Annotated in this window: 22 protein-coding genes; 4 read left to right on the forward strand and 18 right to left on the reverse strand. The window is 68.1% G+C overall.

Annotation, left to right across the window (positions count from 1 at the left end):
* The first annotated feature begins 1 nt into the window (after position 1).
* Genes AMYAL_RS0120825 through AMYAL_RS0120835 form a run of 3 tightly spaced genes read left to right on the forward strand, consistent with a single transcriptional unit; the run spans position 2 to position 3,044 of the window.
* Positions 2–1,219 (forward strand): O-antigen ligase family protein, encoded by a 1,218-nt coding sequence (locus AMYAL_RS0120825; protein WP_020633229.1) that lies wholly within the window; start codon positions 2–4, stop codon positions 1,217–1,219.
* On the forward strand, positions 1,216–2,409 hold the full coding sequence (locus AMYAL_RS0120830; RefSeq protein ID WP_020633230.1) for a glycosyltransferase family 4 protein: 1,194 nt from the start codon (positions 1,216–1,218) through the stop codon (positions 2,407–2,409). The genes AMYAL_RS0120825 and AMYAL_RS0120830 overlap by 4 nt, the downstream gene beginning before the upstream one ends.
* Complete coding sequence (locus AMYAL_RS0120835; RefSeq protein WP_020633231.1) at positions 2,406–3,044, forward strand: phosphatase PAP2 family protein; 639 nt, start codon at positions 2,406–2,408, stop codon at positions 3,042–3,044. Before AMYAL_RS0120830 ends, AMYAL_RS0120835 begins: the two co-directional genes overlap by 4 nt.
* Positions 3,045–3,118: 74 nt before the next feature.
* On the opposite strand, the gene AMYAL_RS50355 is transcribed toward AMYAL_RS0120835, so the two are convergent.
* The 18 genes from AMYAL_RS50355 to AMYAL_RS0120925 form a co-directional block, all read right to left on the reverse strand.
* Positions 3,119–3,673 (reverse strand): hypothetical protein, encoded by a 555-nt coding sequence (locus AMYAL_RS50355; RefSeq protein ID WP_020633232.1) that lies wholly within the window; start codon positions 3,671–3,673, stop codon positions 3,119–3,121.
* 541 nt (positions 3,674–4,214) lie between these two features.
* The gene (locus AMYAL_RS0120845) at positions 4,215–5,648 is read right to left on the reverse strand and encodes a right-handed parallel beta-helix repeat-containing protein (RefSeq protein ID WP_026467291.1); all 1,434 of its coding nucleotides are present in this window, start codon (positions 5,646–5,648) and stop codon (positions 4,215–4,217) included.
* A 55-nt stretch (positions 5,649–5,703) separates the two neighbouring features.
* Complete coding sequence (locus AMYAL_RS0120850) at positions 5,704–7,203, reverse strand: right-handed parallel beta-helix repeat-containing protein (RefSeq protein ID WP_425332212.1); 1,500 nt, start codon at positions 7,201–7,203, stop codon at positions 5,704–5,706.
* Entirely contained in the window at positions 7,200–8,516 is a 1,317-nt protein-coding gene (locus AMYAL_RS0120855) for a glutamate-1-semialdehyde 2,1-aminomutase (RefSeq protein WP_039794062.1), read from the reverse strand. Before AMYAL_RS0120855 ends, AMYAL_RS0120850 begins: the two co-directional genes overlap by 4 nt.
* A gap of 4 nt (positions 8,517–8,520) precedes the next feature.
* Positions 8,521–9,069, reverse strand: a complete 549-nt coding sequence (locus AMYAL_RS0120860) for a dTDP-4-dehydrorhamnose 3,5-epimerase family protein (RefSeq protein ID WP_020633237.1) — start codon at positions 9,067–9,069, stop codon at positions 8,521–8,523.
* On the reverse strand, positions 9,066–10,253 hold the full coding sequence (locus AMYAL_RS0120865; protein WP_020633238.1) for a polysaccharide pyruvyl transferase family protein: 1,188 nt from the start codon (positions 10,251–10,253) through the stop codon (positions 9,066–9,068). The genes AMYAL_RS0120860 and AMYAL_RS0120865 overlap by 4 nt, the downstream gene beginning before the upstream one ends.
* The gene (locus tag AMYAL_RS0120870) at positions 10,250–11,200 is read right to left on the reverse strand and encodes a glycosyltransferase family 2 protein (RefSeq protein WP_020633239.1); all 951 of its coding nucleotides are present in this window, start codon (positions 11,198–11,200) and stop codon (positions 10,250–10,252) included. Before AMYAL_RS0120870 ends, AMYAL_RS0120865 begins: the two co-directional genes overlap by 4 nt.
* A complete protein-coding gene (locus tag AMYAL_RS0120875) occupies positions 11,197–12,471 on the reverse strand; it encodes an MATE family efflux transporter (protein ID WP_026467292.1) in 1,275 nt (424 codons plus the stop codon). The genes AMYAL_RS0120870 and AMYAL_RS0120875 overlap by 4 nt, the downstream gene beginning before the upstream one ends.
* A 6-nt stretch (positions 12,472–12,477) precedes the next feature.
* On the reverse strand, positions 12,478–13,896 hold the full coding sequence (locus AMYAL_RS0120880; RefSeq protein WP_245192980.1) for a DUF4910 domain-containing protein: 1,419 nt from the start codon (positions 13,894–13,896) through the stop codon (positions 12,478–12,480).
* Positions 13,897–13,924: 28 nt separating this feature from the next.
* The gene (locus AMYAL_RS0120885; protein ID WP_020633242.1) at positions 13,925–14,947 is read right to left on the reverse strand and encodes an NAD-dependent epimerase/dehydratase family protein; all 1,023 of its coding nucleotides are present in this window, start codon (positions 14,945–14,947) and stop codon (positions 13,925–13,927) included.
* Between the two features lie 5 nt (positions 14,948–14,952).
* Positions 14,953–15,606, reverse strand: coding sequence for a PIG-L deacetylase family protein (locus AMYAL_RS0120890; RefSeq protein ID WP_026467294.1), 654 nt, complete (start codon positions 15,604–15,606; stop codon positions 14,953–14,955).
* Positions 15,603–16,400 (reverse strand): sugar phosphate nucleotidyltransferase, encoded by a 798-nt coding sequence (locus AMYAL_RS0120895; protein ID WP_020633244.1) that lies wholly within the window; start codon positions 16,398–16,400, stop codon positions 15,603–15,605. The genes AMYAL_RS0120890 and AMYAL_RS0120895 overlap by 4 nt, the downstream gene beginning before the upstream one ends.
* A complete protein-coding gene (locus AMYAL_RS0120900) occupies positions 16,397–17,632 on the reverse strand; it encodes a class I SAM-dependent methyltransferase (RefSeq protein WP_020633245.1) in 1,236 nt (411 codons plus the stop codon). The genes AMYAL_RS0120895 and AMYAL_RS0120900 overlap by 4 nt, the downstream gene beginning before the upstream one ends.
* A 288-nt stretch (positions 17,633–17,920) precedes the next feature.
* Positions 17,921–19,846 (reverse strand): S8 family serine peptidase, encoded by a 1,926-nt coding sequence (locus AMYAL_RS0120905; protein ID WP_020633246.1) that lies wholly within the window; start codon positions 19,844–19,846, stop codon positions 17,921–17,923.
* Positions 19,847–19,981: 135 nt separating this feature from the next.
* Positions 19,982–20,506: an acyl-CoA thioesterase gene (locus AMYAL_RS0120910; RefSeq protein WP_020633247.1), complete on the reverse strand. Its 525-nt coding sequence runs from the start codon at positions 20,504–20,506 to the stop codon at positions 19,982–19,984.
* A gap of 9 nt (positions 20,507–20,515) precedes the next feature.
* Entirely contained in the window at positions 20,516–21,703 is a 1,188-nt protein-coding gene (locus AMYAL_RS0120915; protein ID WP_026467295.1) for a BtrH N-terminal domain-containing protein, read from the reverse strand.
* Positions 21,704–21,744: 41 nt separating this feature from the next.
* A complete protein-coding gene (locus AMYAL_RS0120920; RefSeq protein ID WP_020633249.1) occupies positions 21,745–22,617 on the reverse strand; it encodes an LLM class F420-dependent oxidoreductase in 873 nt (290 codons plus the stop codon).
* 39 nt (positions 22,618–22,656) lie between these two features.
* On the reverse strand, positions 22,657–23,625 hold the full coding sequence (locus AMYAL_RS0120925; RefSeq protein WP_020633250.1) for a YncE family protein: 969 nt from the start codon (positions 23,623–23,625) through the stop codon (positions 22,657–22,659).
* A 134-nt stretch (positions 23,626–23,759) separates the two neighbouring features.
* On the opposite strand from AMYAL_RS0120925, the gene htpX reads away from it, so the two are divergent.
* On the forward strand, positions 23,760–24,626 hold the full coding sequence (gene htpX, locus AMYAL_RS0120930) for a zinc metalloprotease HtpX (RefSeq protein ID WP_020633251.1): 867 nt from the start codon (positions 23,760–23,762) through the stop codon (positions 24,624–24,626).
* Positions 24,627–24,695: the final 69 nt, after the last annotated feature.

A 24,695-nucleotide genomic window follows, 5' to 3' on the forward strand; every position in this document is an offset into this window, starting at 1 on the left:
CATGCTCGATCCCGCCGTCCGGCCCGCTCCCGCGATCCGGGGCTTCCCCAAGGCGGCCGGTATCGCCTGGACGCTGCTGATCATCAACACTCTGGGCTCGACAGGGGCGAAGACGGTCATCCCGCTGCCGAGGTCGGTCAGCCAGCTGATCACCATGGGCTCGCTCGGGGCCGCTTTCGTGATCGCGCTGGCCCTGAACCCCAGGCTGCGGATCCGGCCGAGCGCCTACCTGTCCCTGCTCACGCTGTTGCTGGTGCTGAGCGTGGTCGCGAGCCTGAACCTCGAAGGCGGGTTCGGCGCGCTGTTCCGCTGCTTCCGGTTCAGTCTCTTCCTCAGCACCCTGTGGCTGCTGACCCGCTGGTGGGACGGCGGCCTCGACCTCGTCCGCCAGCACATCCGCACCTACGGCGCGATGCTGGTCACGGTGGTGATCGGGCTCGCGCTGAGCCCCGGCAACGCGCTGCCGTTCGAATACGGCGGACGGCTCACCGGGACGGTCTGGCCGCTGACCCCGCCGCAGGTCGGCCAGTACGCGGCCATCGTCATCGGCCTCACGGTCCTGCTGTGGCTCGGGGGGAAGCTGGACCGGCGGCACGCGCTGACCGTCATCATCCCGTCGTTCGGGGTCCTGCTGCTGACCCACACCCGCACCGCGATGCTCGGCCTGGTGGTCGGGACCATCGTGGCGCTGATGTCGCAGTGGATGTCCAGCGCCCGCGCCCGCAAGGTGTTCACCGGCCTGGTCTTCGGCGGCGTGTTCGTCGTGGTGGCGCTGGGCGGGCTGCTGCAGACGTGGTTCCTGCGAGGCCAGTCCGAGGAGAACTTCTCCAGCCTCACCGGCCGCGCGAAGGTGTGGGACGCGCTGCTCGACGCGCCGCGGACGACACTGGAGTACCTGTTCGGCGTCGGCCTGACCGACAAGTCCTACGACGGCCTCCCGATCGACAGCAGCTGGCTCGCGGTGTATCACGAACAGGGGTACGTCGGGATCGTGATCGTGGGGGCGTTCCTGCTCGTGCTGGTCGTGGTCGCGGTGCTGCGCCCGCCGTCGCCGGCGCGGGCCTGCGCGATCTTCCTGATCACCTACTGTCTTTCCGCCTCTTACACCGAGGCCGGTCTCGGCGACGCGTCGCCGTACCTGCTGCACCTGGCCCTGGCCGCGTCGCTGCTCGTGCGTGTGCCCGCCGAAGAACCCGAGTTTCTGAAGGAGCCCGCGTGAAGGTCCTCGTGATCCACAACCGGTACAGATCCGAGCAGCCCAGCGGTGAGAACAACGTCGTCGACCAGGAGACCGCGCTGCTGGCCGAGGCCGGGCACGAGGTCAGCCTGTTCGAGCGCCGCAGTGACGACATCGCGGAGATGTCCTTGCCCCGCAAGGCCATCGTCCCGCTCCAGGTGCCGTGGAACCGGGCCGTGCGCGCGGACCTGGCCCGGCGCCTCGCCGACGACCGGCCGGACGTCGTCCACATCCACAACACGTTCCCGCTGCTTTCGCCGTCGGTGCTGGCGGCGTGTGCCGACGCCGGGGTCCCGACGGTCGCGACCGTGCACAACTACACCTTGATCTGCCCACCCGGCACGCTGTACCGCGACGGTCAGGTGTGCACCGACTGTGTCGGACGGTCGCCGGTGCCCGCCGTGCGGCACGGGTGTTACCGCGGTTCGGGGCTCGCCACCGTGCCGATGGCGGCGAGCCTGATGCTGAACCGCGCCCGCTGGTGGTCCGGGGTGTCGCGGTTCTTCTGTATCTCCAAGGCGCAACGCGAGGTGCTGATCGCCGCTGGGATGCCCGCCGACCGGCTCGGGGTGAAGTACAACTACGTCGCCGACCCCGGCAAAACGCGCCAGGGCACGGGGGAGCACCTGCTGTTCCTCGGCCGGATCACCGCGGAAAAGGGGATCGGGCTGCTGATGAACGCCTGGGACCTGCTGGTCGCGGCGGGCGGCCCGCTGCCGCCGCTGGTGATCGCAGGCACCGGCCCGATGCAGGACGAGGTCGCGCGCTGGGCGGAGGGCCGCGACGACGTCCGCTACCTCGGTCTTCAGTCCAAAGAGGAGTGCCGCGACCTGATCGCCCGCTCGAACGCCGTCCTCGCTCCCTCGGAATGGCTGGAGACCTTCGGCCTGGTCGTGGTCGAGGCGATGGCCGCCGGTGTCCCGACGGTCGCCGCCGCCCACGGCGCCTTCCGCGAACTCGTCGAAGACGGCGTCACCGGCCTGCTGCACGAACCAGGGAACCCGGAGGCCCTGGCGGCCAGTCTGCGGGAGATCGTCGGCGACGCCGAACGGAACCAGGAGATGGGCTGGGCCGCGCGGCTGGTCTACGAGCAGGAGTTCACGCCGAAGGTCGGTCTGGAACGACTCATCGGCGGCTACCAGGCCGCGATCGACGCCGCGTCTTTCGCGTGATCGCCGGTCCGCCCGCGCTCCCGCCGCGCGCACGGATTCCGCTCTGGGTTCTGGGGACTTTCGGCTTCGTCGTCGCCCTCGTCCTCGGCCTGCGCTACGCCGGAACCTCCCACCTCGCCGGACTCGACGCCCTCGTGCTCCCCGTCATCGACCGGGTCGAGGGCCCGCTCTGGTACGTGGCCACCGCTGTCGACTTCGCGGGCGAACCGGTGGGCGCGGTCGTGGTCATCGCGCTGTTCGGCTGGCTGTGCCTGCGGCACCGGCGGCCGCGGATCGCGATCCTGATGGTGGCCGCCAGCGGGGTGACGGTGGCGCTGACCACCGGGCTGAAACCCCTGGTCGGCAGGCTGATCCACGGCGAGTTCCTGTCCTACCCCAGTGGGCACACGGCCTTCGCGGTGACCGTGGCGACCGTTGTCGCGCTGCTGGTGATCGACGTGCGGGAGCTCGGACCTGTCGGCAGTGTTGGGGTGCTGGTGGGACTGGTCGCCTTCGCCGGGCTCGTGATGGGGTGGGCCGAGGTGGCGCTGGGGGCGCACTACCCGACGGACACCTTCGGGGGTTTCGGGGTCGCTGTCGCGGTGGTGCCGGTGGTGGGGTGGACGGTGGACCGGCTCACGCGGCGGCCCGCCTGACGTTCGGCCTGAGGGCATGGAGAAGCACACTGCTGTCGCCGAAAACCGGCGACGGCTCGGGGCCTCCACCCGCTCTACGCGGCCCGCTTGATCACGACGTTCGGCCTTGGCCGGGCTCGCGCGGTCCGGAAGGCGGCGTGAAGCTCGCCGAGTACCAGCTCCGGTTCGGTGCGAAGGCGGGACGGCAGCGTCTGGAGCACGACGATCCCCGCAGCCACGTACCGGGCGTTGCGGGCGACGGTGGCGCGATGGTCGTCGAGATTCGCGTGATGGCGGTAGGAGTCGATCTCCCAGGCCAAGGCGAACTCGTCGCACCAGAAGTCCGGGGTGGCGATGTGGTTCCCGTTCGCGTCGAAGATCGGGACGTTCCAGTGGCCCGGCGGGAGACCGGATCTTCGCCAGAGGCGCCAGGCGTCGGCCTCGGCGACGGATCTCGCTCCTGCCAGGAGCGGGACCAGGGCTTTCCGGGGTAAGGCTGTTCCGGTTCGGCCTGCTTGATCGAGTTCCTCGGTGAGCATGGCGGTGGTGCAGAAGCGGCGTTGGACGGACTCGGCCATCATCGCTTGGATCTCGTCTTCGTCGGTGAGCCGCCGGGCGGCGTCGATGACGGCCCGTGGGACCGGTGCCACCGGGAGATCCCCTCGCAGGTGAGGGCGAGGTAAGTGTCTTGTCCGCTCGACGTGCACGAAGCCGGTATCGGTGATGTCGCGGCTCGCGGGTATGAGGACATGCACTTCATCCTGCTCGGGGATCCTCTCCAAACCGTGGCGCCGGAGTGCCCATGTGCCGGTGAGTACCGCGTCCTTCCTGGCATGGAGCAAAGCGCCACGCACGCGGTGCTCGTCCGTTGGTGCCCCGCTGCTCAGCAGCACGACGCCGGGCAGCAACATTCGCCAGGGTCCGCCCGGCGCGCAGCGTCGGGACACGGTCCGGCGTGGCACGCCGATCCGTTCGAGGTCGGTCGCGCGGACCACTTCCGGCCGGTCCGGGGAGGTGAGTAAGGGATCGGTGATCCAGGTTCCTCGTAGCACCTGATCACTGTGCCGCCGAGCACCGACAATTTCGCTCTTGTGTGCACGAAAGTCCCAGTCACGAACCCGAGTGCCGCGACGGTGAAGGAATTGGGACATTGAACGTCCCAATTCCTTCACCGTCGCCCGCCGCCTCCGGTCACGCGAAGCTCGACCCAGCATCCTGCGAGTAAGGAGCCCTCTGCCAAGCCGAAGCCCCCACAGTCCGCGAAGTGTCCTGAACGACAAATCGCCAAGAGCCCGAGTAAGCGTTGTCGTACCACCGATTCCCCTGCCGGAAAGTGACCGCGTCCGAAACGGAAGAGCCCCGATAAGGCGACCACTCCGGATAAGTCCCGAAGTTCGCCAGTAGCGCCATCCGCCCGCACAACCCCGAACACTCGGACCCGGAAGAGAACTTGTTGCCATGAATGGAAACCCGCTGAGTCTTCCATCGGCAGTCATCGTACAAAGGACGAGACGCGATTCCCGGAGAAGAACACGAAGAGACCGAAGGAACAAGGAGCGTGCACGACCCGGAAGAAGTGTTCGCCGGGCTGTTGCAGAAGCGGTCCGCATTTTCCCAAGCGGTGATCCCGCCCCAGTTGTCCTCGAAGACGTTGTCCACGATCTCCACCGAAGATGTCCGGGCCCGGATACGCGGTTCGCCGCCGGATTCGGAAAGGTAGATCGTCCCGACCGGGAAATTGTCCCCGCGAGCGGCGAAAGCGCGCCCTTGTACGAGGGAGTTCCGCCGGAAGGTGTTCCCGCGGACCACGGCGTTGTACGAGATCTCGTAGAACAACGCCTCCGCCTCGTTGTCCTCGATCAGGTTGTCCTCGACGAGGAAGTCGTTGTTGTTCGTGTCCGCCCACAGGCCGGCGCCGTGGTTGTGGTGGACCCAGTTCCCCCGGATGTCGGCGCCGTTCACCGCCCAGAATTTCGCGCCACCGCTGCAGCCGCAGCCGGGGACCTGCTTCTCCCAGTCGTCGGTGTTGTTCCCGGTGATCTCGTTGCCCTCGACGAGCAGCCCGGTGATCCCGTCGCCCGCGCGGTAGGCGTTGATGCCGTACTGGCCGTTGTTCCGCAGGCAGTTCCGCAGGACCTCCTGACGCGGGCCCGCCATCATCGCGGCGCCGCGGTTGTCCTCGATGGTGTTGCCTTCGACGGTCCAGTGTTCACCGGAGTCGTGGTTGACCACGCCCTGATCGCGCGGCGCCGCGAAACCGCGGATGGTGAGGCCGCGGATGACGACGTCACGAGCCTGCTGGGTGAACGCGTAGCGGTTGACGCCGCCGCCGTCCAGCACGGCGCCGGGTGCGCCGAGGTAGGTGTTGCCGTCCTTCGGGATGACTTGGCCGTACTCGTCCGGGCCCAGGGTGTGCTTGCCCTCGGTCAGCCAGAACGTCGTGCCGGCCGGGAGTTCGCGCGTCTTCTCGGAGAGGTCGGTCCCCGGCGGGACGATCACGGCGCCGTCCGGTTTCGAAGGGCTTACCGGTCCCGCGTCGCAAGCCGCGACAGGAGCCGCCGAAGCCGGAGAGGCTGTGACGACTCCTGTCGCGAGCAGCAGCAGGGCAACCAGGAACACGGGCATACCGAAACGGTAAGCCACTGTAGACCGTCCCAGGTGGACACTTACAGGTGAAACTTCAGCAGGTCGCCGGGGCTTCGAACCCGCTGCAGGCGTCCTGCCGGTAGGGCTCGGCCTGCCATTGTGCCGCCGTCAGCCGCCGTGACGCGTCCTGGGTGACGAACGTCCATGGCCCGTAGTACTGGTTGTCGTACCACCGGTTCTCCTGCCGGAAGGTGATCGCCTCGGAGATCACGTTCCCCCGGTACGGCGACCAAGCCGGGAAGGTCCCGTAGTTCGAGAGCACCGCCATCCGGCCGCAGCGTTCCAGGCAGCCTTCCAGCGTCGAATCGAACTCGAACGTGTTGTCGTGCACCGAAACGCGCTGGGTCTTCCATCGGCAGTCGCTGTACAGCGGCTCGGTCGCGATGCCGGGATCCGAGCAGGTGGACGTCGGTGAGACCAGCGCCGTGCAGGAGAGCGACGACGTGTTGGCCGGGCTGTTGCAGAACCGGTCCGCGTTCTCCCACAGCGTGATCCCTGACCAGTTGTCCGAGAACAGGTTCCCGCGGATGTCGATCTGACTGGTCCGGGCGGGCAGTCTCGGCTCTCCGCCGGACTCGCTGATGTACACCGCGGCGACCGGGAAACTGTCGCCCTTGGCGGCCCGGTTGCGGCCCTGCACCAGCGCGTTGCGGCGGAACGTGTTCCCGACCAGCTCCAGGTTGTAGGAGATCTCGTAGAACAGTCCCTCGGAGGCGTTGTCCTCGATCTTGTTGTCCTGGATGAGGAAGTCGTTGTTGTTCGTGTCGGCCCAGAGCCCGACACCGTGGTTGTGGTGGACCCAGTTGCCGACGATGTCGGCGCCGTTCACGGCCCAGAACTTCGCCCCGCCGCTGCAGCCGCAGCCGGGGATCTTCGTCTCCCAGTCACCGGTGTTGTTCCCGGTGATCTCGTTGCCTTCGATCACCAGGCCGGCCAGCCCGCCGCCGGCGCGGTAGGCGTTGATGCCGTACTGGCCGTTGTTCCGCAGGCAGTTCCCGATCACCCGCTGGCCGGATCCGGTCATCATCGCGGCGCCGTCGTTGTCCTCGATGACGTTGCCTTCGATGGTCCAGCGCTCGCCGGAGTCGTGGTTGACCACGCCCTGATCCGTCTGGCCGAGAAAGCCGCGGATGGTGAGGCCGCGGATGACCACATCCCTGGCCGCCGTGGTGAACGCCGCGCGGTTGAGCCTGCGTCCGTCGAGCACGGCACCGGGTGCGCCGAGGTAGACGTTGCCGTCCTTGGGCAGCACCTGCCCGAACTGGTCGTCGGCCAGGTAATGGGTGCCCGGTGCCAGCCAGAACGTGGTACCCGGCGGGCTGGACCGGGTCCGTTCGTTCAGATCGGTGCCCGGTTGGACGACCTGGGCGCCTTCCGGCGCGGAGGGGACACCGACGGTCGTGTCGCACACCCCTCGTACCGGCTCGTCGGATGCCACCGCTGGGCTTTCAACGGCGACCTGGAGCAGTAATGCCGACAGTGCGACGCAGAGCGTCCGTCTGCCTGCCGAGCGAGATATTCTCCCTGGACTCATACCCTTCTCCGAAAAACCGGCTTCACCGAACGACCACCCAGCCACGGCACCGGATCATCCGCGTCGAGCGCTTTGCGGTACACGAGGCAGGCCTGCGAGACCACTTCGACCGTCCGGTCGATGTCTTCTTCGGACAACGCGCTGCTGACCACGAACGACGGCCCGAGGACCCCTCCCGTGACCAGTTGCCGCAGGAACAGCGTGCGGTAGTCCTGCGACGGTTTCTTCTCGGCGTCGAGCGTGGCGAAGACGAGGTTGCTCGCCCGGCCGCGCACGACGACGTGTTCCCCGACCCCCGCCGAGGCCGCGACTTCGCGGACCCCGGCGGCGAGCCGGTCGCCGAGCGCGTGCAGCCGCGCGGCGATGCCTTCTTCGGTGTAGGTCTCCATGACCGCGATCGCGGCGGCCAGCGAATGCGTCTCGGCGCCGTGAGTGGTGGACAGCAGGAAGACGCGTTCCCCGCCGGTGCGCAGGCCGCCGAGCTCCATCAGCTCGCGTTTGCCCGCGAGCGCGGAGACGGCGAACCCGTTGCCGAGCGCCTTGCCGAACGTCGAGAGGTCAGGGGTGACCCCGTAGAGACCCTGCGCTCCCGCCTCTGACCAGCGGAAACCGGTGATCATCTCGTCGAAGATCAGGACGCAGCCGTACCGGTCGGCCAGTTCCCGCAGGCCGACGAGGTACCCGGCGGGCGGTTCGAGCTGGGCGGACGCCTCCAGGACGAGGCAGGCGATCCGGCCCGCGTTTTCCCGCAGCAGCCGTTCCGTCTCCGGGAGGTCGCCGTAGGGGAACGACACGGTGAGATCGGTGATCTCGCCGGGGATGCCCGACGACATCGCCGTGGTGCCGATGAACCAGTCGTCGATGGAGAAGAACGCGTGGTCGCGGCAGATCGCCACCAGCGGCCTGCCGGTGGCCGCCCTGGCGAGCTTGACCGCGGCCGTGGTGGCGTCCGAGCCGTTCTTGGCGAATTTGACCATCTCGGCGGTCGGGACGGTCGCGAGGAACTTCTCCGCCGCCCGTTCCTCCACAATGGACGGACGAGCGAAGTTGGCGCCCCGGTCGATCTCGCGGTGGGCGGCTTCGCTGACCCGCGGGTGCACGTGCCCGAGGCTGACCGCGCGCAGCCCCGAGCCGTACTCGATGTATTCGTTCCCGTCGACGTCCCAGACATGCGCGCCCCGCCCGTGGGAGATGACCGGCGCCAGGTTCTCCGGGTACTGGTCGTCTCCCTTGGCGTAGGTGTGCGCGCCGCCGGGGATCATCGCGTGGAGGCGCTCGTTGGCCCGCATGGACTTGGGAAGATGACGGGTCATGCTTTCACCTCGTGTTCTGTAGGACCGCGGAAAGGGGGAGGGCCTGGCGGTCCCGTTCCGAGACGAAGGCCGCCGGAAGCGGCCAGGGGATCGCCAGTTCCGGGTCGTCGTAGGCGATCGCGACGTCTTCGCTCGCGTCGTGCGTGCGGTCGATCCGGTAGGAGACGTCGGCGTACTCGGTGAGCGCCTGGAACCCGTGCGCGCAGCCCGCCGGGATGTACAGCGAGACCTGCGTCTCCCCGGACAGGTCGAACGTCTCCTTGCCCAGGTACGTCGGCGAATCCGGCCTCAGGTCGACGACGACGTCGAAGACGGCGCCCCACGAGCACCGGACCAGTTTCGCTTCGCCGAGACCCGAGCGGAGATGCATCCCGCGCAGCACTCCCTTGCGGGAGCGGGAAACACTGTCCTGGAGGAACCCGTTCGGGTCGATCCCGACGGACCGGACGACGTCGGCGTCGAACGTGCGGCTGAAGAAGCCGCGCTCGTCGGCGTGCGGGGTCGGCTCGAACAGGTACGCGCCCGCGATGGCGGGCACCGGGATCACCTTCATCGGACTCCCATCGGCAGGAAGGCGGCCGACAGTTCGGCGAACTGCTCGTCCAGTAGCCGCACCTGCTTCGCGCCTCGTTTCGCCACGATCTCGCTCAGTTCGGCGGCGCGGGACTCCAGTTCGGCGAACTGGCGCACCAGCGCGTCGAAGTCGATCTCCTTGGCCGACTGGCAGAATTCCCCCAGTCCCAGTGTGGTCATGAGGACCTTGTTCTTGTTCGCGTACCCGATGGACAACGTCGGTTTCGCCAGTTTCAGCGCGCACAGGACGTTGTGGTAGCGGGTCGCGACGACGGTCTCGACGGCCGACATCGCCCGCAGCACGTCGTCCAAAGTGGACGTGTCGGCGGCGGTGATCAGCGGGGAATCCAGTTCCCGCATGATCTCGTCGACGACCTGGCGGTCGGCCCGGTCGCCGATGAACAGCCGCACCGGACGGCCATCCGAGACCAGTCCGGCGACGAACCGTGTTATGTTGTCCACATAGGACTCATAGATGTCCGCGGCGCGCGCCCTGTCCTCGTTCCCGCCGTGGTAGGCCATCACCCCGACCCCGACGGAGCGGGGCAGCACCGGTTCCGAGGGTGCCGGGAGGGCGAAGGCGAGGTCGGGGTAGACGCGGTCGTTCGTGACGTCGACCCCCATTTCGCGCATCGCGTCCCGCGACGGCTCGTCCCGGTAGGACCGGAACGACGCCAGCCGCCCGGCCCAGCCGATGACCGACCGGGTGGCCCGCTGCGAGCTCACGCTGGCACCGACGCTCACCAGCGCCACCTTGGTCCCGACCAGACGGCCGGACGCCGAGAGCAGCAGCAACGCGTACGGGAAACCCCAGGGACGCAAGGGAAGGGTGGATTCCAGGACACCCATTCCCGGCACGATCACCACGTCGTGACGTCGTACCCAAGCCGCCGTGCGGAAGGCGTCGACGAGTTTGCCGAAGCCCTTCAGCACGACGGACAACGGTCCCGAGACCGTCCGGTACTCGCCCTCGTACCAGTTCAACGCGGTCGTCTCGAGCCCGTAGCGCGACGCGACGATTTCCGGTCCGCCGCACATCACGCTGATGGCGGCGTCCGGATGGTCCGTGCGCAAGAACCCGAGGACCGCCTCGAAGGAACCGTCGTTGCCGAGGTTCCCCGATCCGAGGAGGCCGAACAGCCCGATCCTCGCGGGCGGGGTCAAGGGACTCGTCCCTCCTGGCCGGCGACGACTGAGACGACGGAGACCTCACGCGGGCCGGTTTCGGCTTCGGCCTGCACCGGCATCCGGCCCATGGCCGGGTTCCCCGCCCGGTTCAGCGCCCATTGCCGCAGGTAGCGGAAGCATTCGCGCTTCTCGGCGCCGGAGATCGGCGCGTTGCGGATCGCGTTGACGTACCCCAGGACGTACTCGCCGAGCAGCCGGATCATCGGGTGGCGCAGCTTGTCGGCCCGCTTCGGGTCGAGATTGGTGGCACGCCGTCGCACGGTCGGGTGCTCGTGCTCGGAACGGCCGGGGTGGTCGCGCCGGAAGTACAGCCAGTCGGGCACCTGGTGGAACGGGCCGTGCAGGGCCAGTTCCGAGATGATCGTGCGGTCGGCGTGGTGGTAGCTGTCCAGCGGCGCGACGCGGCGCAGCACCTCGGTGCGGATGACCGCGCCGTCGTCGTCCCCGCCGGGGGCGAACAGCGTGCTGCGGAAGCGTTCCGCGGCGTGCGGCGAGACCGTGTTGAGCGGGTACTCCAGCGCCTGCGTGACGACGCCCTTCTCGTCGATCATCGCCGTCCACGAATGCGAGAGGACGAACTCGGGGTGTTCGTCGAGCGCCGCGACGCAGCGCTCCAGCAGGTCGCGTGCGTACAGGTCGTCGTCCGAGGCCCACTTGAACAGTTCGCCGCGGGCGACGTCGACGCAGTAGTTGTGGTTGGGCGAGCAGCCGACGTTCACCGGCTGGCGCACGTACCGGACGCGGGAGTCCAGCTTCGCGTAGTCACGGCTGATCTCTTCGGTGCGATCGGTGGACGCGTTGTCCGAGATGATCAGCTCGAAGTCGCCGAAGCTTTGGCCGAGGAGTGCGTCCAGCGATTCGGCGAGGTAGTCCTCGCCGTTGTAGACCGGGAGCCCGATGCTCAGCCGAGGAGCGGTGCTCATGACGTCCTCATTTCTTCCTTCTCCGAAGTCTTGTGTTCTCTGAAGGCGATGTGCAGCTGGAGCCACCACACCGCTGAACCGCTGGTGATCGCCAACGCGACCCCCCAAGCGGATCCGGACGCCCCGGCCAAGAAGGCGCCAATGAGCCCGAAGCCGACATAGCCGGCGGAGTTGATCAGCTGGGCGCGAAGGCTCCGTTTCGCAGCGCCGAGCGCACGCAGTCCGGCGGCCGCTCCGGTGTTGAATCCCGCCGCGGCGATACCGATGGTCACCGGGAGGATCAGTTTCGAAGCGGGATCCCAGACGTCACCGAGGACGAACCGGCCGGCGTCGTGGGGTACCAGAAGCAAGGCGAGGCCCCAGAGCAGGGCCGCCGCCGCCTGGCCGGCGCCGAGGACGGCGCAGAATTTCCGGAAGCGGTGCGGGGCCCGTTGGAGCACCCGCGCGCTTTCGGCCACTGTGACCAGGGAAAGTCCCATCAAGAGGGCGAAGAACGGCCCGAGGAGCAGTTCGGCGCCGCGGACCGCGCCGACGCTCGCGATCCCGGCGATCGCGCCGAGCCCGTACATCCGCAGCTGCGACGAGCCGCTGTTGCTGACGTTTTCGATCACGTAGCGGGCGCCGAGGTCGCGGTGCGCCTTGATCCAGTCGAGCGTGCCGCGCGGATCCGGCCGGACTCCGGACTGCAGGCAGCCGAAGCCCGCGGCGACCGCCCCGGAAAGGCCCCACGCCAGGATGAACGCGACGACCGTGTCGGACGTGTGGTGCGCGATGAACAAGGCCGGGATCAGCGCGATCCCCCAGACGACGTCGTTGAGGAACGCCTTCTTCCCGTGCCCGGCGGCGAAGAAGGCGAACCGCCACGCGTCCTGCAAGAGCAGCGTGGGGATGACGACGCCGAGCGCGACGAACGCCCCGCCGGTGGTGTCGCCCACGATGAGACCGGCGGCCACGCTGATCATCCCGGACAAGACACCCGCCGTGAGCGCCGTCCCGGTCGCCCTCGCGGTCGCGGCGCGCCAGGATTCGGTGGACACCCCGGAGAACCGCACCATCAGCGGATCCGTCGTCAGCCCGCGTGAAAGGTTGAGCACCACGCCGTAGCTGACCCAGGCGAGGCTGAACATGCCGAACGCGAACGTGCCGAGGGAACGCGCGACGTAGAGGCCGACCACGAAGTTGGTGATGCTCGAGACGGCCTGGTCGCCGAGGCCCCAGCTGAGTCGTCCGGCCATCGCCCGGATGGCTTGGGAACGCAGAAGTGATCGCATGGGCCTCTAATCCTTGAGCAATCCGGCGTCGTGCAGCGCCTGAGCGGCGGCGACGACGGAATCGAACGGCAGCCCGGACCGCTCGGCGACGTCGAGCAGGCTGTGCTCGCCGTCCGAGAGGTTGAGCACCCAGAGCATCGCCATCTGGGCTTGTTTGGCGTCGCTTCGCCCGCCGAGCGAGCCGTACAGTCCGCGCTTGCCGAGTTGCGGCTCGCCGTAGGGACTGAGGTTGACGTAGCTGCGGTTGCGGTCGAGGACGGCGTACGTGTCCTTCAGGGTCTGGAGGGTTTCCTCCATGGCCTCGGTGGAGACGAAATCGAGGTTGTCGGCCGAGGTGTGGTACTCGGGATAACCCGCGTACGGCGTCCTCGTCAGCGAGCCGACACCCAGGTTGAAGCCGGGGGAGCAGAACTGGCGCTCGTCGTAGCCGTACGGCGAGAAGTCCACGATCTCGTGCGCGCGATCGGCCAGGACGTACGCGAGTACGCGGTCGATCTCGGCGTCGCCCCGGCGGCTTCGCTTGTACGTCAGCGATCCAGGGTCACCGGCGCACGCCAGCACGAGCCCGGCCTTGATCCGGCCGACGCGTTCGTTGTTGCGCGCGAGCCAGGTGATGGCGCCGATCGTGCCCGGCATGAACAGAAACCGGTACGTGTAGTGGGGCTTTTCGAGCGTCTGCGCGAACGCGGCGGCGATCGCGATCCCGGCGACGTTGTCGTTCGCCAGCGACGGATGACACGTGTGACAGGAGATGATCACCTCGTCGGTGACCTCGCCCGGCACGACGTGCTCTGCGTAGGTGAGGCTCCCGTCGGCCAGCGTCGAGTCGATGCAGACCTCGTACTCGCCGTCCGGCATCGCGTCGAGGGTTTCCTGCGCCAGGCAGAAACCCCAGGTCGGTGCGTAGTAGCTGGTCCGGTACGGCACCCAGGACGGCTGGTCGGGCAGGGTGTGGAGATGTTCGCGCAGCTCGGAGAGCGGCATCTTCCGCGACACCGGGACGCTGTAGCCGACGACGTGCAGATTCGACTCACCGAAGTCGACCACGCGGCGGCCGGAGGCGTCCTTGACGTACGCGTCGCGGATGTTCCATTCCTGCGGCACCGTCCAGTCCAATACCTGGGTGCCGGTGGGGACCTCGTGGATCTCCAACGGGATGTGCTCGCCGACGATCTCCAGCGTGCGGCGGACGCCGTCGCCGGTGATGCTGCGGCACAACGGGTACAAGCGCTCGACCAGCTTTCGCAGGTCGGCGCTCGTCTCGAGGCCCCGGTACGACTGTGCCGTTTGGTGAACCCGCGTCCGCGATCGACGTCGGCAGGGCGCCGCCTGGTCATCCGTGTCACGGTTGCGGCCAACGCGCCCTGCCACCGCGATAGCGGGGCCTTCGGCCGGGGCGGGTTCACGCGTTCCGTCGCCTGTCATGTCCATCTCCAGCTCCGCCAACAGGCTTTCAGCGACGCCGGAGGGTGTCGTCGAGCTCGCCGGCGGCGGTGCGGTCCTGCAGCCGCGCCAGCCGGGTGAACAGGCGCTGGAAGCCGTGTTCGGTGAGGCCGTGGGTCTTGTAGGCGTCGATCAGTTCGAGCGCGCCGTCCTTGACCGACCAGTCGCAGTCGAAGCCGGGGATCGCCGCGCGGAACCGGGAGAAATCGACGCGATAGGACCGCGGGTCCGCGCCCGCTTCGCCGGTGATCCGCAGCGTGGAGCCGGGGACGGCCTCGACGACCTCTTCGGCGATCTCGGCGACGGTCACGTTGTTGCGTTCGGTGCCGATGTTGAACGCCTTGCCGTGCACGGCCTCCTTGGGTGCCACCAAGGCCGCCGCGAAGGCCCGCGCGATGTCCTTGGCGTGCACCAGCGGCCGCCACGGCGTGCCGTCGGAGAGCACCAGCACCTCGCCGGAGAGGTGGGCGTGCGCGGTGAGGTTGTTGAGCACGATGTCGCCGCGCAGCCGCGGCGAGAAGCCGAACGCGGTGGCGTTGCGCATGTACACCGGGCTGAAGTCGCCGTCGGCGAGCTCCTGGACGTCGTCCTCCACCCGCACCTTCGACTCGGCGTACGGCGTCACCGGGCGCAGCGGCGCGTCCTCGTCGACCAGGCCGTCGCCGCCCGAAGCGCCGTAGACCGAACACGTCGAGGCGTAGAGGTACCGCTTGACCCCGGCGTCCTTCGCCAGCTTCGCGAGCTTGACCGAAGCGTGGTGGTTGATGTCGTAGGTCAGCTCCGGCGCCAGCGACCCGAGCGGGTCGTTGGACAGCGCGCCGAGGTGGATCACGGCGTCCACCCCGGCCACGTGCTCGGCCGTGACGTCACGAAGGTCGACCTCGAAACCCTCGGGGTCTTCGGGCTGGGGGCCCAGCACGCAGGTGTCGTAGAGACCGGAGTCGAGGCCGATCACCTCGTGGCCTTCGGCGGCCAGCACCGGGGCCATCACCGTGCCCAGGTAACCCTTGTGCCCGGTCAGCAGCACACGCATGACTTTCAGCCTTTCGCAGTGAGGTCGAGCGTCAGTTTTTTGAGGTCGAAGGCCTCGGCATAGCGCTGCCCGCATTCGATACCGCGAATGCGGGCGAGGCCGAGGAAGGCTTCCCGGTCGTACCAAGGCCGGTGCCGCTGCGAGGCGTAATGCTCCTGCAACAGGCGGACCTTCTCTTCGGCGCGCTCGGGGGAAAGCGGCACGTAGGCGGTGGGTTTGCCGAGGTCGCCGTCCCATTTGGCGATCTCGTACTCCAGCTGGAGATGGGTGCGGAACACCGTCGGCACCAGCGTCGCCAGGCCTCGGTGGTCCTGATGCGCGTCGGCCGTGCGCGGGGACAGGACGAGGTCCGGATCCGTGCGGCGGCGCAGGTCCTCCAGCCCGTTCTTGGCCTCTTCCCAATGCGACGGGAACCGGCCGTCGGGCAGTTTGAGCACGGTGACCTCGACGTCGGCGCCCGGACAGAAGGCCGCGAGCGCGGCGCGTTCCTCGGCCTCCCGTTCGGTGCCGCCGCCGGACAGGACGAGCGCGTCGACCCGGACGCCCGGATTGTCCGCGCAGATCGTCAGCAGTGTGCCGCCCGCCCCGATGGCGATGTCGTCACAATGCGCGCCGAGCGCCACGATCCGCCCGATCCGGCCGGTGCCGAGTCCGATCACGCCGTGACCGCCGGCGCGGGTTCGCGTTCCCACCGCGCCCAGGGGCGGTCTCCGTGCGCGTACGCGTCGTCCAGCTGGACGCGTTCCTTGACGGTGTCGGTCGGCTTCCAGAACCCGCGGTACGGGTACGCGAGCAGCTTGCCGCGTTTGGCGAGCTCACCGCAGCCGTCGGCGACCAGGTCGCCGCCCTCGGGGATGTGGTCGAAGACCTCCTGGCGCAGCACGAAGTAGCCGCCGTTCTCCCACAGCGGCATCTCGCTGACCGGGGTCAGCGCGCCGATCCGGCCGTCCTCGTTCATCTCGACGCAGTGGAACGACGACTGCGGCGGCACGACCATCATCGACGCGCCGGCGTCGGAGTCCTTGAACCGCTCGATCATCTCCGGGAGCGGGGCGTCGGTGAGGACGTCGGCGTAGTTGGCGAGGAACATCTCGTCGCCTTCGAGATACGGGCGCACCCGGCGCAGCCGCTCGCCGATGGCCGATTCGAGACCGGTCTGCACGAAGGAGATCGACCAGTCCGCGATGTCGGTCGACAGCAGTTCCGCCTTGCCGTTCCGCAGCACGAAATCGTTGGAGACGGTCTCCTGGTAATTGAGGAAGAACTCCTTGATGTGGTGCGCGCCGTAACCGAGGCACAGCACGAACTCGGTGTGGCCGAAATGCGCGTAATAGCGCATCACGTGCCAGATCAGGGGTCTGGGGCCGACCATGGCCATCGGCTTCGGCACGTCGGACGCGTCACCGTTGCGCATCCGCATGCCGTAGCCGCCGCAGAAGAGGACTACCTTCACGACTTCACCTCGACGATTTCCAGGTGCGGGATGGGGAAGACCAGTTTCCCGCCCCATTCGTCCACAAAGGACAACTGGGCGGTCAGCTCCTTCCGGAGGTTCCACGGAAGGACGAGCACGTAATCGGGCTTGTCCGCTTCGATGCGTTCCGGCGGCAGGATGGGGATCCGGGTGCCGGGGGTGAAGCGGCCGTGCTTGTACGGGTTGCGGTCGACGGTGTAGCGCAGCACGTCCGGGCGGATGCCGCAGTGGTTCAGCAGCGTGTTGCCCTTGCCCGGCGCGCCGTAGCCGACGACGGTCTTGCCTTCGAGCGCCGCGTCGGTGAGGAACTTGTTCAGCTCGAGCCGGACCTTGGTGACCCGCTCGGAGAACTCCGTGTAGCCGGACATTTCGTGCAGACCGGCTGCCTTTTCGGCGTCGAGGACCTGCATCATCCGCTCGCTCGGCTCACCGGCGACGGCGTCCGGGCGCGCCCACAGCCGGATGGACCCGCCGTGGGTCGGCAGCAGTTCGACGTCCACAACGGACAATCCGCCGCGCGAAAGGGCCCGGCGCGCGGATTCCACCGTGTAGTACTGGAAATGCTCGTGATAGATCGTGTCGTACTGGTTCTCCTGGATCAGCGTCAGCAGGTGCTGGACTTCGATGCTGACCCAGCCGTCATCGGCGACGAGGGCGCGGAGCCCGTGCGTGAAACCGATGATGTCCGGAATGTGTGCGTAAACGTTGTTCGCCACGACGAGGTCGGCCGGACCGTGCTCCTCGCGGACGTCACGTCCGCTTTCGGGGCTGAGGAAAGCGGTCTTCGTCGGCACCCCGGCGTCACGAGCGGCTTGGCCCACGTTCACCGAGGGTTCCACGCCAAGACAGCGGATCTGCTGCGCCACAACGTGTTTCAGCAGGTAGCCGTCGTTGCTCGCGACCTCGACGACGAACGAGGACTCGTCGAGCCCGAGTCGTTCGACGGCGCCGTCGACGAACGTTTTGGCGTGTTCGACCCAAGAGGCGGAATACGACGAGAAGTACGCGTATTCGGTGAAAGTCTCTTCCGGGGTGATCAGCGGCGGGATCTGGGCGAGCCAGCATTCGGTGCAGACCCGCAGGTGCAGGGGATAGGTCTGCTCCGGTTCCGCGAGCTGTTCCGCGGTCAGGAATCGTTCGCACGGCGGCGTCGCCCCGAGGTCGACGACGCTGGCGAGATGGGCCGATCCGCAGAGTCGGCAGGTGGTCATCGAGAGGCTCCTTGGCTCGCGTCACGTATCCCAGACGTCGGCACCTCGGGCCACCTCGTTACAGGCCTTTCCTGGGTCTCACGCTTCCGTCTCACAACCGAAACCTGCCGTCTCGTCCATCGGTGTGCCTGCCTCGGCCATCCGGGCGCGGGTATCTCGGAACCCGATCGCATTCGGTCACCTGAACGCGATCCGTTCGCGCGTGAAGGCCCCCTTCCCGCGACTGAGCCGAGAAGGGGGCCTTCACGCGCATTTCCGAAAAGGCGGCGAGTGGCGCCGCTCACATCGTCAAGAAACCACCAGGGCGTAGTCAGCGTCGGTCGCCGGCGTCTCCGGGTGTCCATCGGCGTTGACCTGCGTCGCCACGACCTCCACCGTCCAGGTACCGGCGGCGGGCTTCTCGAGGATGACGTTCTCCACCGTGTCGACGGTGTTCGGCGATCCGCCCGCGGTCGAGAAGTTGCCCACGTTCAGCCCGTTGTTGCCGTAGTAGACGGTCCCGTTCGGAGCGGTGACCTTCAGTGTCAGATCGTTGACCCTGGCGACCGACGCGCTCGGGGAGCCCGCCGGGTCGGTGTAGGCCAGCGTCGCCTTGAACTGCTTCGTCCCGTTCACCGCGACCGTGTACTTCATGGCCTGCCCGGTGCCCAGCAGATCCGTCTCGTTGACCAGCACCGGCAGCTTCCACCCGTTCGCCTTGGCCTGTTCGTGCAGGTACCGCACGTTCGCGGTGCCCCAGCCCTGATGCGTCCGGGTCATGTCGTGCGAGGTGCCGCTGAACGCGAACTGGTCGGCCCCGTTGACCAGCAGCGCCTTCGCGGTCGCGGCGTGCGGGCGGCTCGCGAAGACGTCGCGGCCCTTGCCCGGTCCGCCGTCGAATACGCCGTCGGCCCACATCTGGAACAGCAGACCGGCGTTTCCGCAGGTGATCGGGGTCGCGCCGCTCGTGCCGCCGAACGACGTCGTGTACGAGGTGTCACTGCCGGACGACGTGGTGTCGATCTTGTCGTAGTAGTTCGACAGCTCCGGCTTGATCCGGCCGTCGGCGGCCGGGCCGATGCTGGCGCCGCGGTTCCACTTGTCGTCGGTGCGGCTCAGGGTGTTGTAGTGGTACTGCCCGCCGACCGACAGCACGTTCTTCGACCACGCCTGCGGTCGTGACTGCTGGGTCCCCGCGTTGCTCTGCGACTGGCAGATCAGCAGGTCGAGGTCGAAGACGATCTTGTCGAGTTCGGCCGAAACCGAGTTGTACGCCGTCGTGAGCCCGCCACCCCAGCTGTTGCTCTGGAACACCGCGCGGTACTTGCCTGCCGGGTCGACCAGTTCCTTGGTGTGCGCGTAGCGGTTCGGCGTGTTGTAGAGGGCGAAGATGCCCTGGCCCTCGGGCAGCAGGCCACGGTGCGCCGAGCTCACCCCGGAAGCGAAGATCTCGCCGTACGTCGAGGTGCCGTGGCTGGTGTCGGCCGAGTTCGAGCCGTGCAGCACGGTCGGCCGCGCCTTGAACTCCTGGTGGGTGGCGCGCAGCCCGCCGTCCATCACCTCGCCGCGCACGCCCTGGCCGCGGTAGCCGCCGACGCTCTCGATGTAGTTCGCGCCCCCGCTCTCCCTGGCGTTGGCCATGTCGGTCTCCGGCGCGGTGATCGCGCCGACCGCGAGCACCTCGGCGCCCTGCGCCACGTTCGCGATCTGACCGGAGCCGAGGGTCGCGACAAGGTGCTGGCCGCTCTGGGAGATCGCCTCGATGCCGCCGCCGAGCCGCAGGATCCGCTCGGCCACCGCGCGCTGGTCCCGCGCGTCCGGTTCGACCAGCGTCACCAGGTAGCTGCCCGTCCCGGCCAGTGAGACTTCGGTCTTGTCCTCCGGCCGGTATTCGCCGAGCCAGCGGACGAAACTCAATTTCGCGATCGATTCGCGGTTCTCGGGCTTGAGCCTGACCACGTACGCGAAATCGGGAATGTAGGTCCCGATTCGCACGCCGAGTCCGCGTAATTGCCCTCGCTGCGCGTCGGTCAGCGCGTTCCGGACCTGTAGCAGGTACGAGCCCTTCCAGTCCTTGCTCGCGGCGGTCCGCTGGGTGAGCGGGTCGAAGGTCCTGCTGGCCAGGCGGATGAACTGGGGGTCTTCGGGAGCCGGGGAGGCTGCGGCCACCCCGCTCGTCAGGAGCATCGCGCCGACCAGGGGCGCGAGGAAGCGGACAGATTTCGGCCGTGGCATGAATACCTCCGGTGAGCTCTGCGGGGAGAGAGATCTTTCGAAGGTACCGACCGAAATGCCCGATGATCAGCCGCTGAACGGCCCAGCGCTTTTCCGTCGCCGCGGGAAATGGAGCATAAACGGTTAAAAACTCGTTCAGTGGGCGGTGGGGATCTCGTCGATCGTCCCGCTGAACCGCGTCAGCCGCTCGCGTTCCTCTTCGTCGAGGCGTCGCGTGCTGCCTTCGGGCAGGGTGCACGCGACCCAGATGGTGCGACAGCGCGCGTAGACGACCTTCTCGTCGCGCAGTCTGCTGTTCACCAAGATGTCGCAGGTCCCGACCCGCCCGACCACGGTCTCCACCTCGACGGGGTTGTCGCGGAACGTCAGCCGCCGCACGTAGCTGACGTTGTGCTTCGCGATCAGGTAGGTGGGTCCCTTCGTCTGGAAGACCCGGTCACGCCGCGGGTCGAGCATCGCGACCTGGGCTTCCTGGAAGTAGTCCAGCAGTCGCACGTTCCCGACGTGACCGAGGTGGTCCAGGTCGGTGACCCGCAGGCGATGACGGTAGAGATGGATTTCGGAGGCGGGATTCGCACCGGTCGTCCCCAGCGGATGTGCGTGCACGATGTGGATCTTCAACGATCGCGCGGTGTTCCCGCCGCACGGCGCCGCCGACACCGGCCCGGTTCACTCCATCAGGGTTTCGGAGAGTTCGCGGATCGCGGCGGTCTCGGCGGTGTGGATGTCGCCGATCATCGTGCCCATCGCGGCGAAGAGGTCACGGGCCTCGACGTCGGTGAACGGCGTTTCGTCGTCGTAGTGCGTGCGCAGTTTCCACATCTCCGCGCCGGCCTCCGCGGCCGCCTCCTGGCCGGCGTCGCCTTCGCGGACGCCCGCCGAGACCGCGCTGACCAGCCCGCGCATCCAACCGAACTCCGCTGCCGACGCCGGGACGGCGGCCTCGGCCAGTTCGGCCCAGCGTTCGGCGATCCCGCGCCACGTCGAGGCCTGTTCGGCCAGTTCGGGGAGTTCGAGCAGACCGGAGGCCTCGGTGAGCGCGTCGGCGAACAGGCCGCGCAGGTGCCCGCCCTCCATCCCGGCCGGGGTGATGCTCTCCCAGACGGTGAACAGCGCGCCGACGAGCCCGCGCCGCTCGCCGAACGCGCGCGGCCAGCCCTTGGGGTCGCGTTCGTCGGTCATCGCCTTCGCCCAGCGGCCCCAGGCGGGCAGCGAGAACGACTTCGACGGCGCCGAGAGATTCCGCGCGCAGTCCGTCAGCCCGCCGCGCACGGCCGCCCGCCAGTCCGGGACCTCACCGGGCGTGATCGTCGCGAGCAGGTTCTTGTACGACCCGACCCGGCCGCGCGCGGTGTCGAACGTCTTCCGGTCGACCGTCAGTGGCGCGAGGTTCCGGTCGTCGACGAGCACCCGGCCGTCCTCTTCGCCGTACGCGACGACGAAATGGCCGCCGCCACCGGAGAGCTCCGGCGGCAGCTGCCAGTAGCCGAGCGACTCGCGGTCGGGGAGGACGATCACCGGCCGTCCCGCTTCGAGGTCGGCGGTGAGCCGTTTCGCGGCGGCGCGTTTGCCGCCGGTGGTGTGGAGGTCGGCGCCGAGCCCGAGTCTGTCCACAGTGGACTTCAGCCATTCCTGCGGATACTGCCAGCGCGCACGGAAACCGAACACGATCGTCGACGTCTTCTCGTGCGCGAAGTCCCACAGGATGTAGCCCGCGCCGATCCCGCCCGACACGGCGAAGATCAGCGCCTCGCCGGGCGCCTGCCCGTCCGGCCCTTCGACACCGTGGTGTGCCAATACGGCGGCCACGGCCGACACGTCCGGCTGCAGGCCGCCGCGCAATGCGTACTCGCTCACCCCGCCATCATGCCCGCGGGCGGCGGGGTGAGCGAGCGCCGTCAGAGTTTTTCCGCGACCGGGATGACGTCCGCGCCGATCCTCTCGACGAGGTCGAGGTCGGGGAGCCCCGGAATGGACCCGATCGCGACGTCGACGCCGAGTTCGGCCAGCTTGCCGAGAGCGTCGTTCAGCTCGCCGGTCTTCTCGCCCTTCGGCCCGATGTCGAGGGGGTGATAGACGGTCTTGGTGATCTCGGCGTAGTCGCGGCCTTCGTTCTCGCAGTGCTGCTTGAGCACGTCGAGTTTGCGTACGAGTTCCGGTCCGTTGAACAGATTGCACATGTCGCCGTATTTCGCGACGAACCGCAGCGTCTTCTTTTCGCCGCCGCCCCCGATCATGATCGGCGGATGCGGCTTCGACAGCGCCTGCGGCACGTTCATCAGCCTGTCGGCCTGATAGTGCTTGCCCTGGAAGGGACCGTCGTCGTCACTCCACATCTGCCGGATGTACCGAAGCGTCTCTTCAAGCCGCTCGAACCGTTCCGCTGTCGACGGGAAGGGGAAGCCGAGCCCGCGTGATTCCTCCTCGTTCCAGCCCGCGCCGATACCGAGAATGGCGCGGCCGCCGGAAAGGACGTCGAGGGTCGTGATGGCCTTCGCCAGCAGGCCGGGCTCGCGATAGTGCACACCGGTGACGACGGTGAGCAGTTTCGCGCGTTCGGTGTGCGCGGCGAGGAAACCGAGCGCGGTGTACGCCTCGATCATGTCGTTCTCGGGCGGGCCGACGACCGAGATCTGGAAGAAGTGGTCCATCAGGGCGATGGAGTCGAAGCCTGCTTCGTCGGCCTTCCTGGCGACGGCCGCCAGATCGGCGCCCAGCGCGCTCGCACCCTTCGGCCAGGTGAGGTCCGGGATCTGCAAACCGAGTTTCATGTCATCGACGGTATACCCGGAGTTACTCCACGTGAGTGCTCAGAAATCCCTGATCAAGGAAACCCTGCCACGCAAGGGATCCGTCACGTACACCGTTCTGGTGCGCTGGTCGATCGCGACCGCGCCTGGGTTCACGCCCAGTGACAGGTCGCCGGTGAGCAGGCTTGTCACGCCGTCGATCCTGGCGACCCCGTTGGGGCCTCCGTTGGTGTAGGCGGTGTTCGATCCTTCGTGGACCGCGACCGCCGACGATTCCGAGCGCAGCAGCACGGTCGCCTTCTCCTTGCGCGCGCCGCCGTCCACAACGGACAGGTGGTGGATCGCCGAATTCGCGACGAACACCGTCCCGGACGCGCGGTGCACGGCGACCCCGGTCGGTGACTGTCCGACCGGGATCCCGTCGGCGAACTTCCGCGCACCGATGTCGTAGACCTCCAGCGAGTCCGTGTCCGGGCTGGTGCAGTACGCGAGCTTGCGTCCGCTGTCGACCGCCACCGACGACAATCCCCGCGTCGGGCCGGGAACCAGGTTCAGCAGGCGGCAGCCGACACCGTCGATCACGGCGAGTGTCCCGGTCAGATCGCTGACCGCGTAGACGCGGTTCGCCTGCTCGTCGACGTCGACATCGGACGCTCCCGGACCGGCGGGCACCACGCTGACGACGTCGTTGGTCAGTCCGTCGAGGACGAGGACGGTCCCGGCGGGCGGGTTGGTGACGTAGACGCGGTTGGTCACGGTGTCCACGGCCAGCCCGGCGGGTTCGCCGCCGACCGGGATCACCTCGCCGACGGTGCCGCTCCGCGAGTCGAGGACGACGATCGTGCCGGTGGCCGGGTCCGAGATGTAGGCGAAGCCGGTGACGGAATTCACCGCGACCGCCTCCGGGGCGCCCCCGACCTCGACAAGGAGCACTTCCTCGGCTCTGGCCGCCGGCGCGAAGGCGACCGCGGAAGCTCCGGCCGCGGCCAGCGTGAGCAGGGCTCGGCGGCTCAGTTCGGGTCCTCGCACGGGCGCCTCCCCATGATCGTTCCGGGGTTCGACGATAACCCGCGATCCGGGCGGCCGAAGGAACTTCGCGTCCCCCGATCGCGTTGTTTCTGATGAGTAACCCCCACCCTGGAGAAAGGAAGGAGCAGGACGCCGTGCACAAACACCAGAACGGGCTGAAAACAGTCGTCCTGCTCGGCGTGCTGTCCGCGCTCATCGTCGCGATCAGCGGGTTCTTCGGCAGGGGAGCGCTGCTCATCGGCCTGGCGGTGGCGCTCGGCGTCAACGCGTACGCGTATTTCAACTCCGACAAACTGGCCCTGCGGGCCATGCGGGCACGGGCGGTCTCCGAGGCCGAGCAGCCGGCGATGTACCGGATCGTGCGCGAACTGGCGACCACGGCGCGTCAGCCGATGCCGAGGCTCTACATCAGTCCCACGCAGGCCCCGAACGCCTTCGCCACCGGTCGCAGCCCCCGGCACGCGGCGGTGTGCTGCACCACCGGCATCCTCGACCTGCTCGACGAGCGCGAGCTGCGGGCGGTGCTCGGGCACGAACTGTCCCATGTCTACAACCGGGACATCCTCATTTCCTGCGTCGCGGGCGCGCTGGCGAGCGTGATCAGCGTGATCGCCAACATCGCGATGTTCGCGACCGTCTTCGGCGGCAACGACCGCGAAGACGGCGACAGCCCGCTGGTCGCGCTGCTCCTGGTGCTGATCGGGCCGATCGCGGCCGCGATCGTGAGGCTCGGGGTGAGCCGGTCGCGGGAGTACCAGGCCGACGCTTCGGGCGCGGAACTCACCGGCGACCCGCTCGGGCTCGCGTCGGCGCTGCGGAAACTCGACCAGGGAACACGCGCGGCGCCGCTCGTGCCGGAACCGAAACTGGTCTCGCAGTCGCACCTGATGATCGCGAACCCGTTCCGCCCCGGCGAAGGCCTCACGAAGCTCTTCTCGACCCACCCGCCCATGGCCGAGCGCATCCGGCGCCTCGAAGAAATGGCCCGCCACCCCTTCTGACCCTCACCCCCGCTTCGATGTTCGCGGCCTAATCGCGATCTGCCCCCTCCCGCCCCCAGATCGATGTTC

It is taken from the genome of Amycolatopsis alba DSM 44262 (assembly GCF_000384215.1).
Taxonomy (GTDB): Bacteria; Actinomycetota; Actinomycetes; order Mycobacteriales; family Pseudonocardiaceae; genus Amycolatopsis; species Amycolatopsis alba.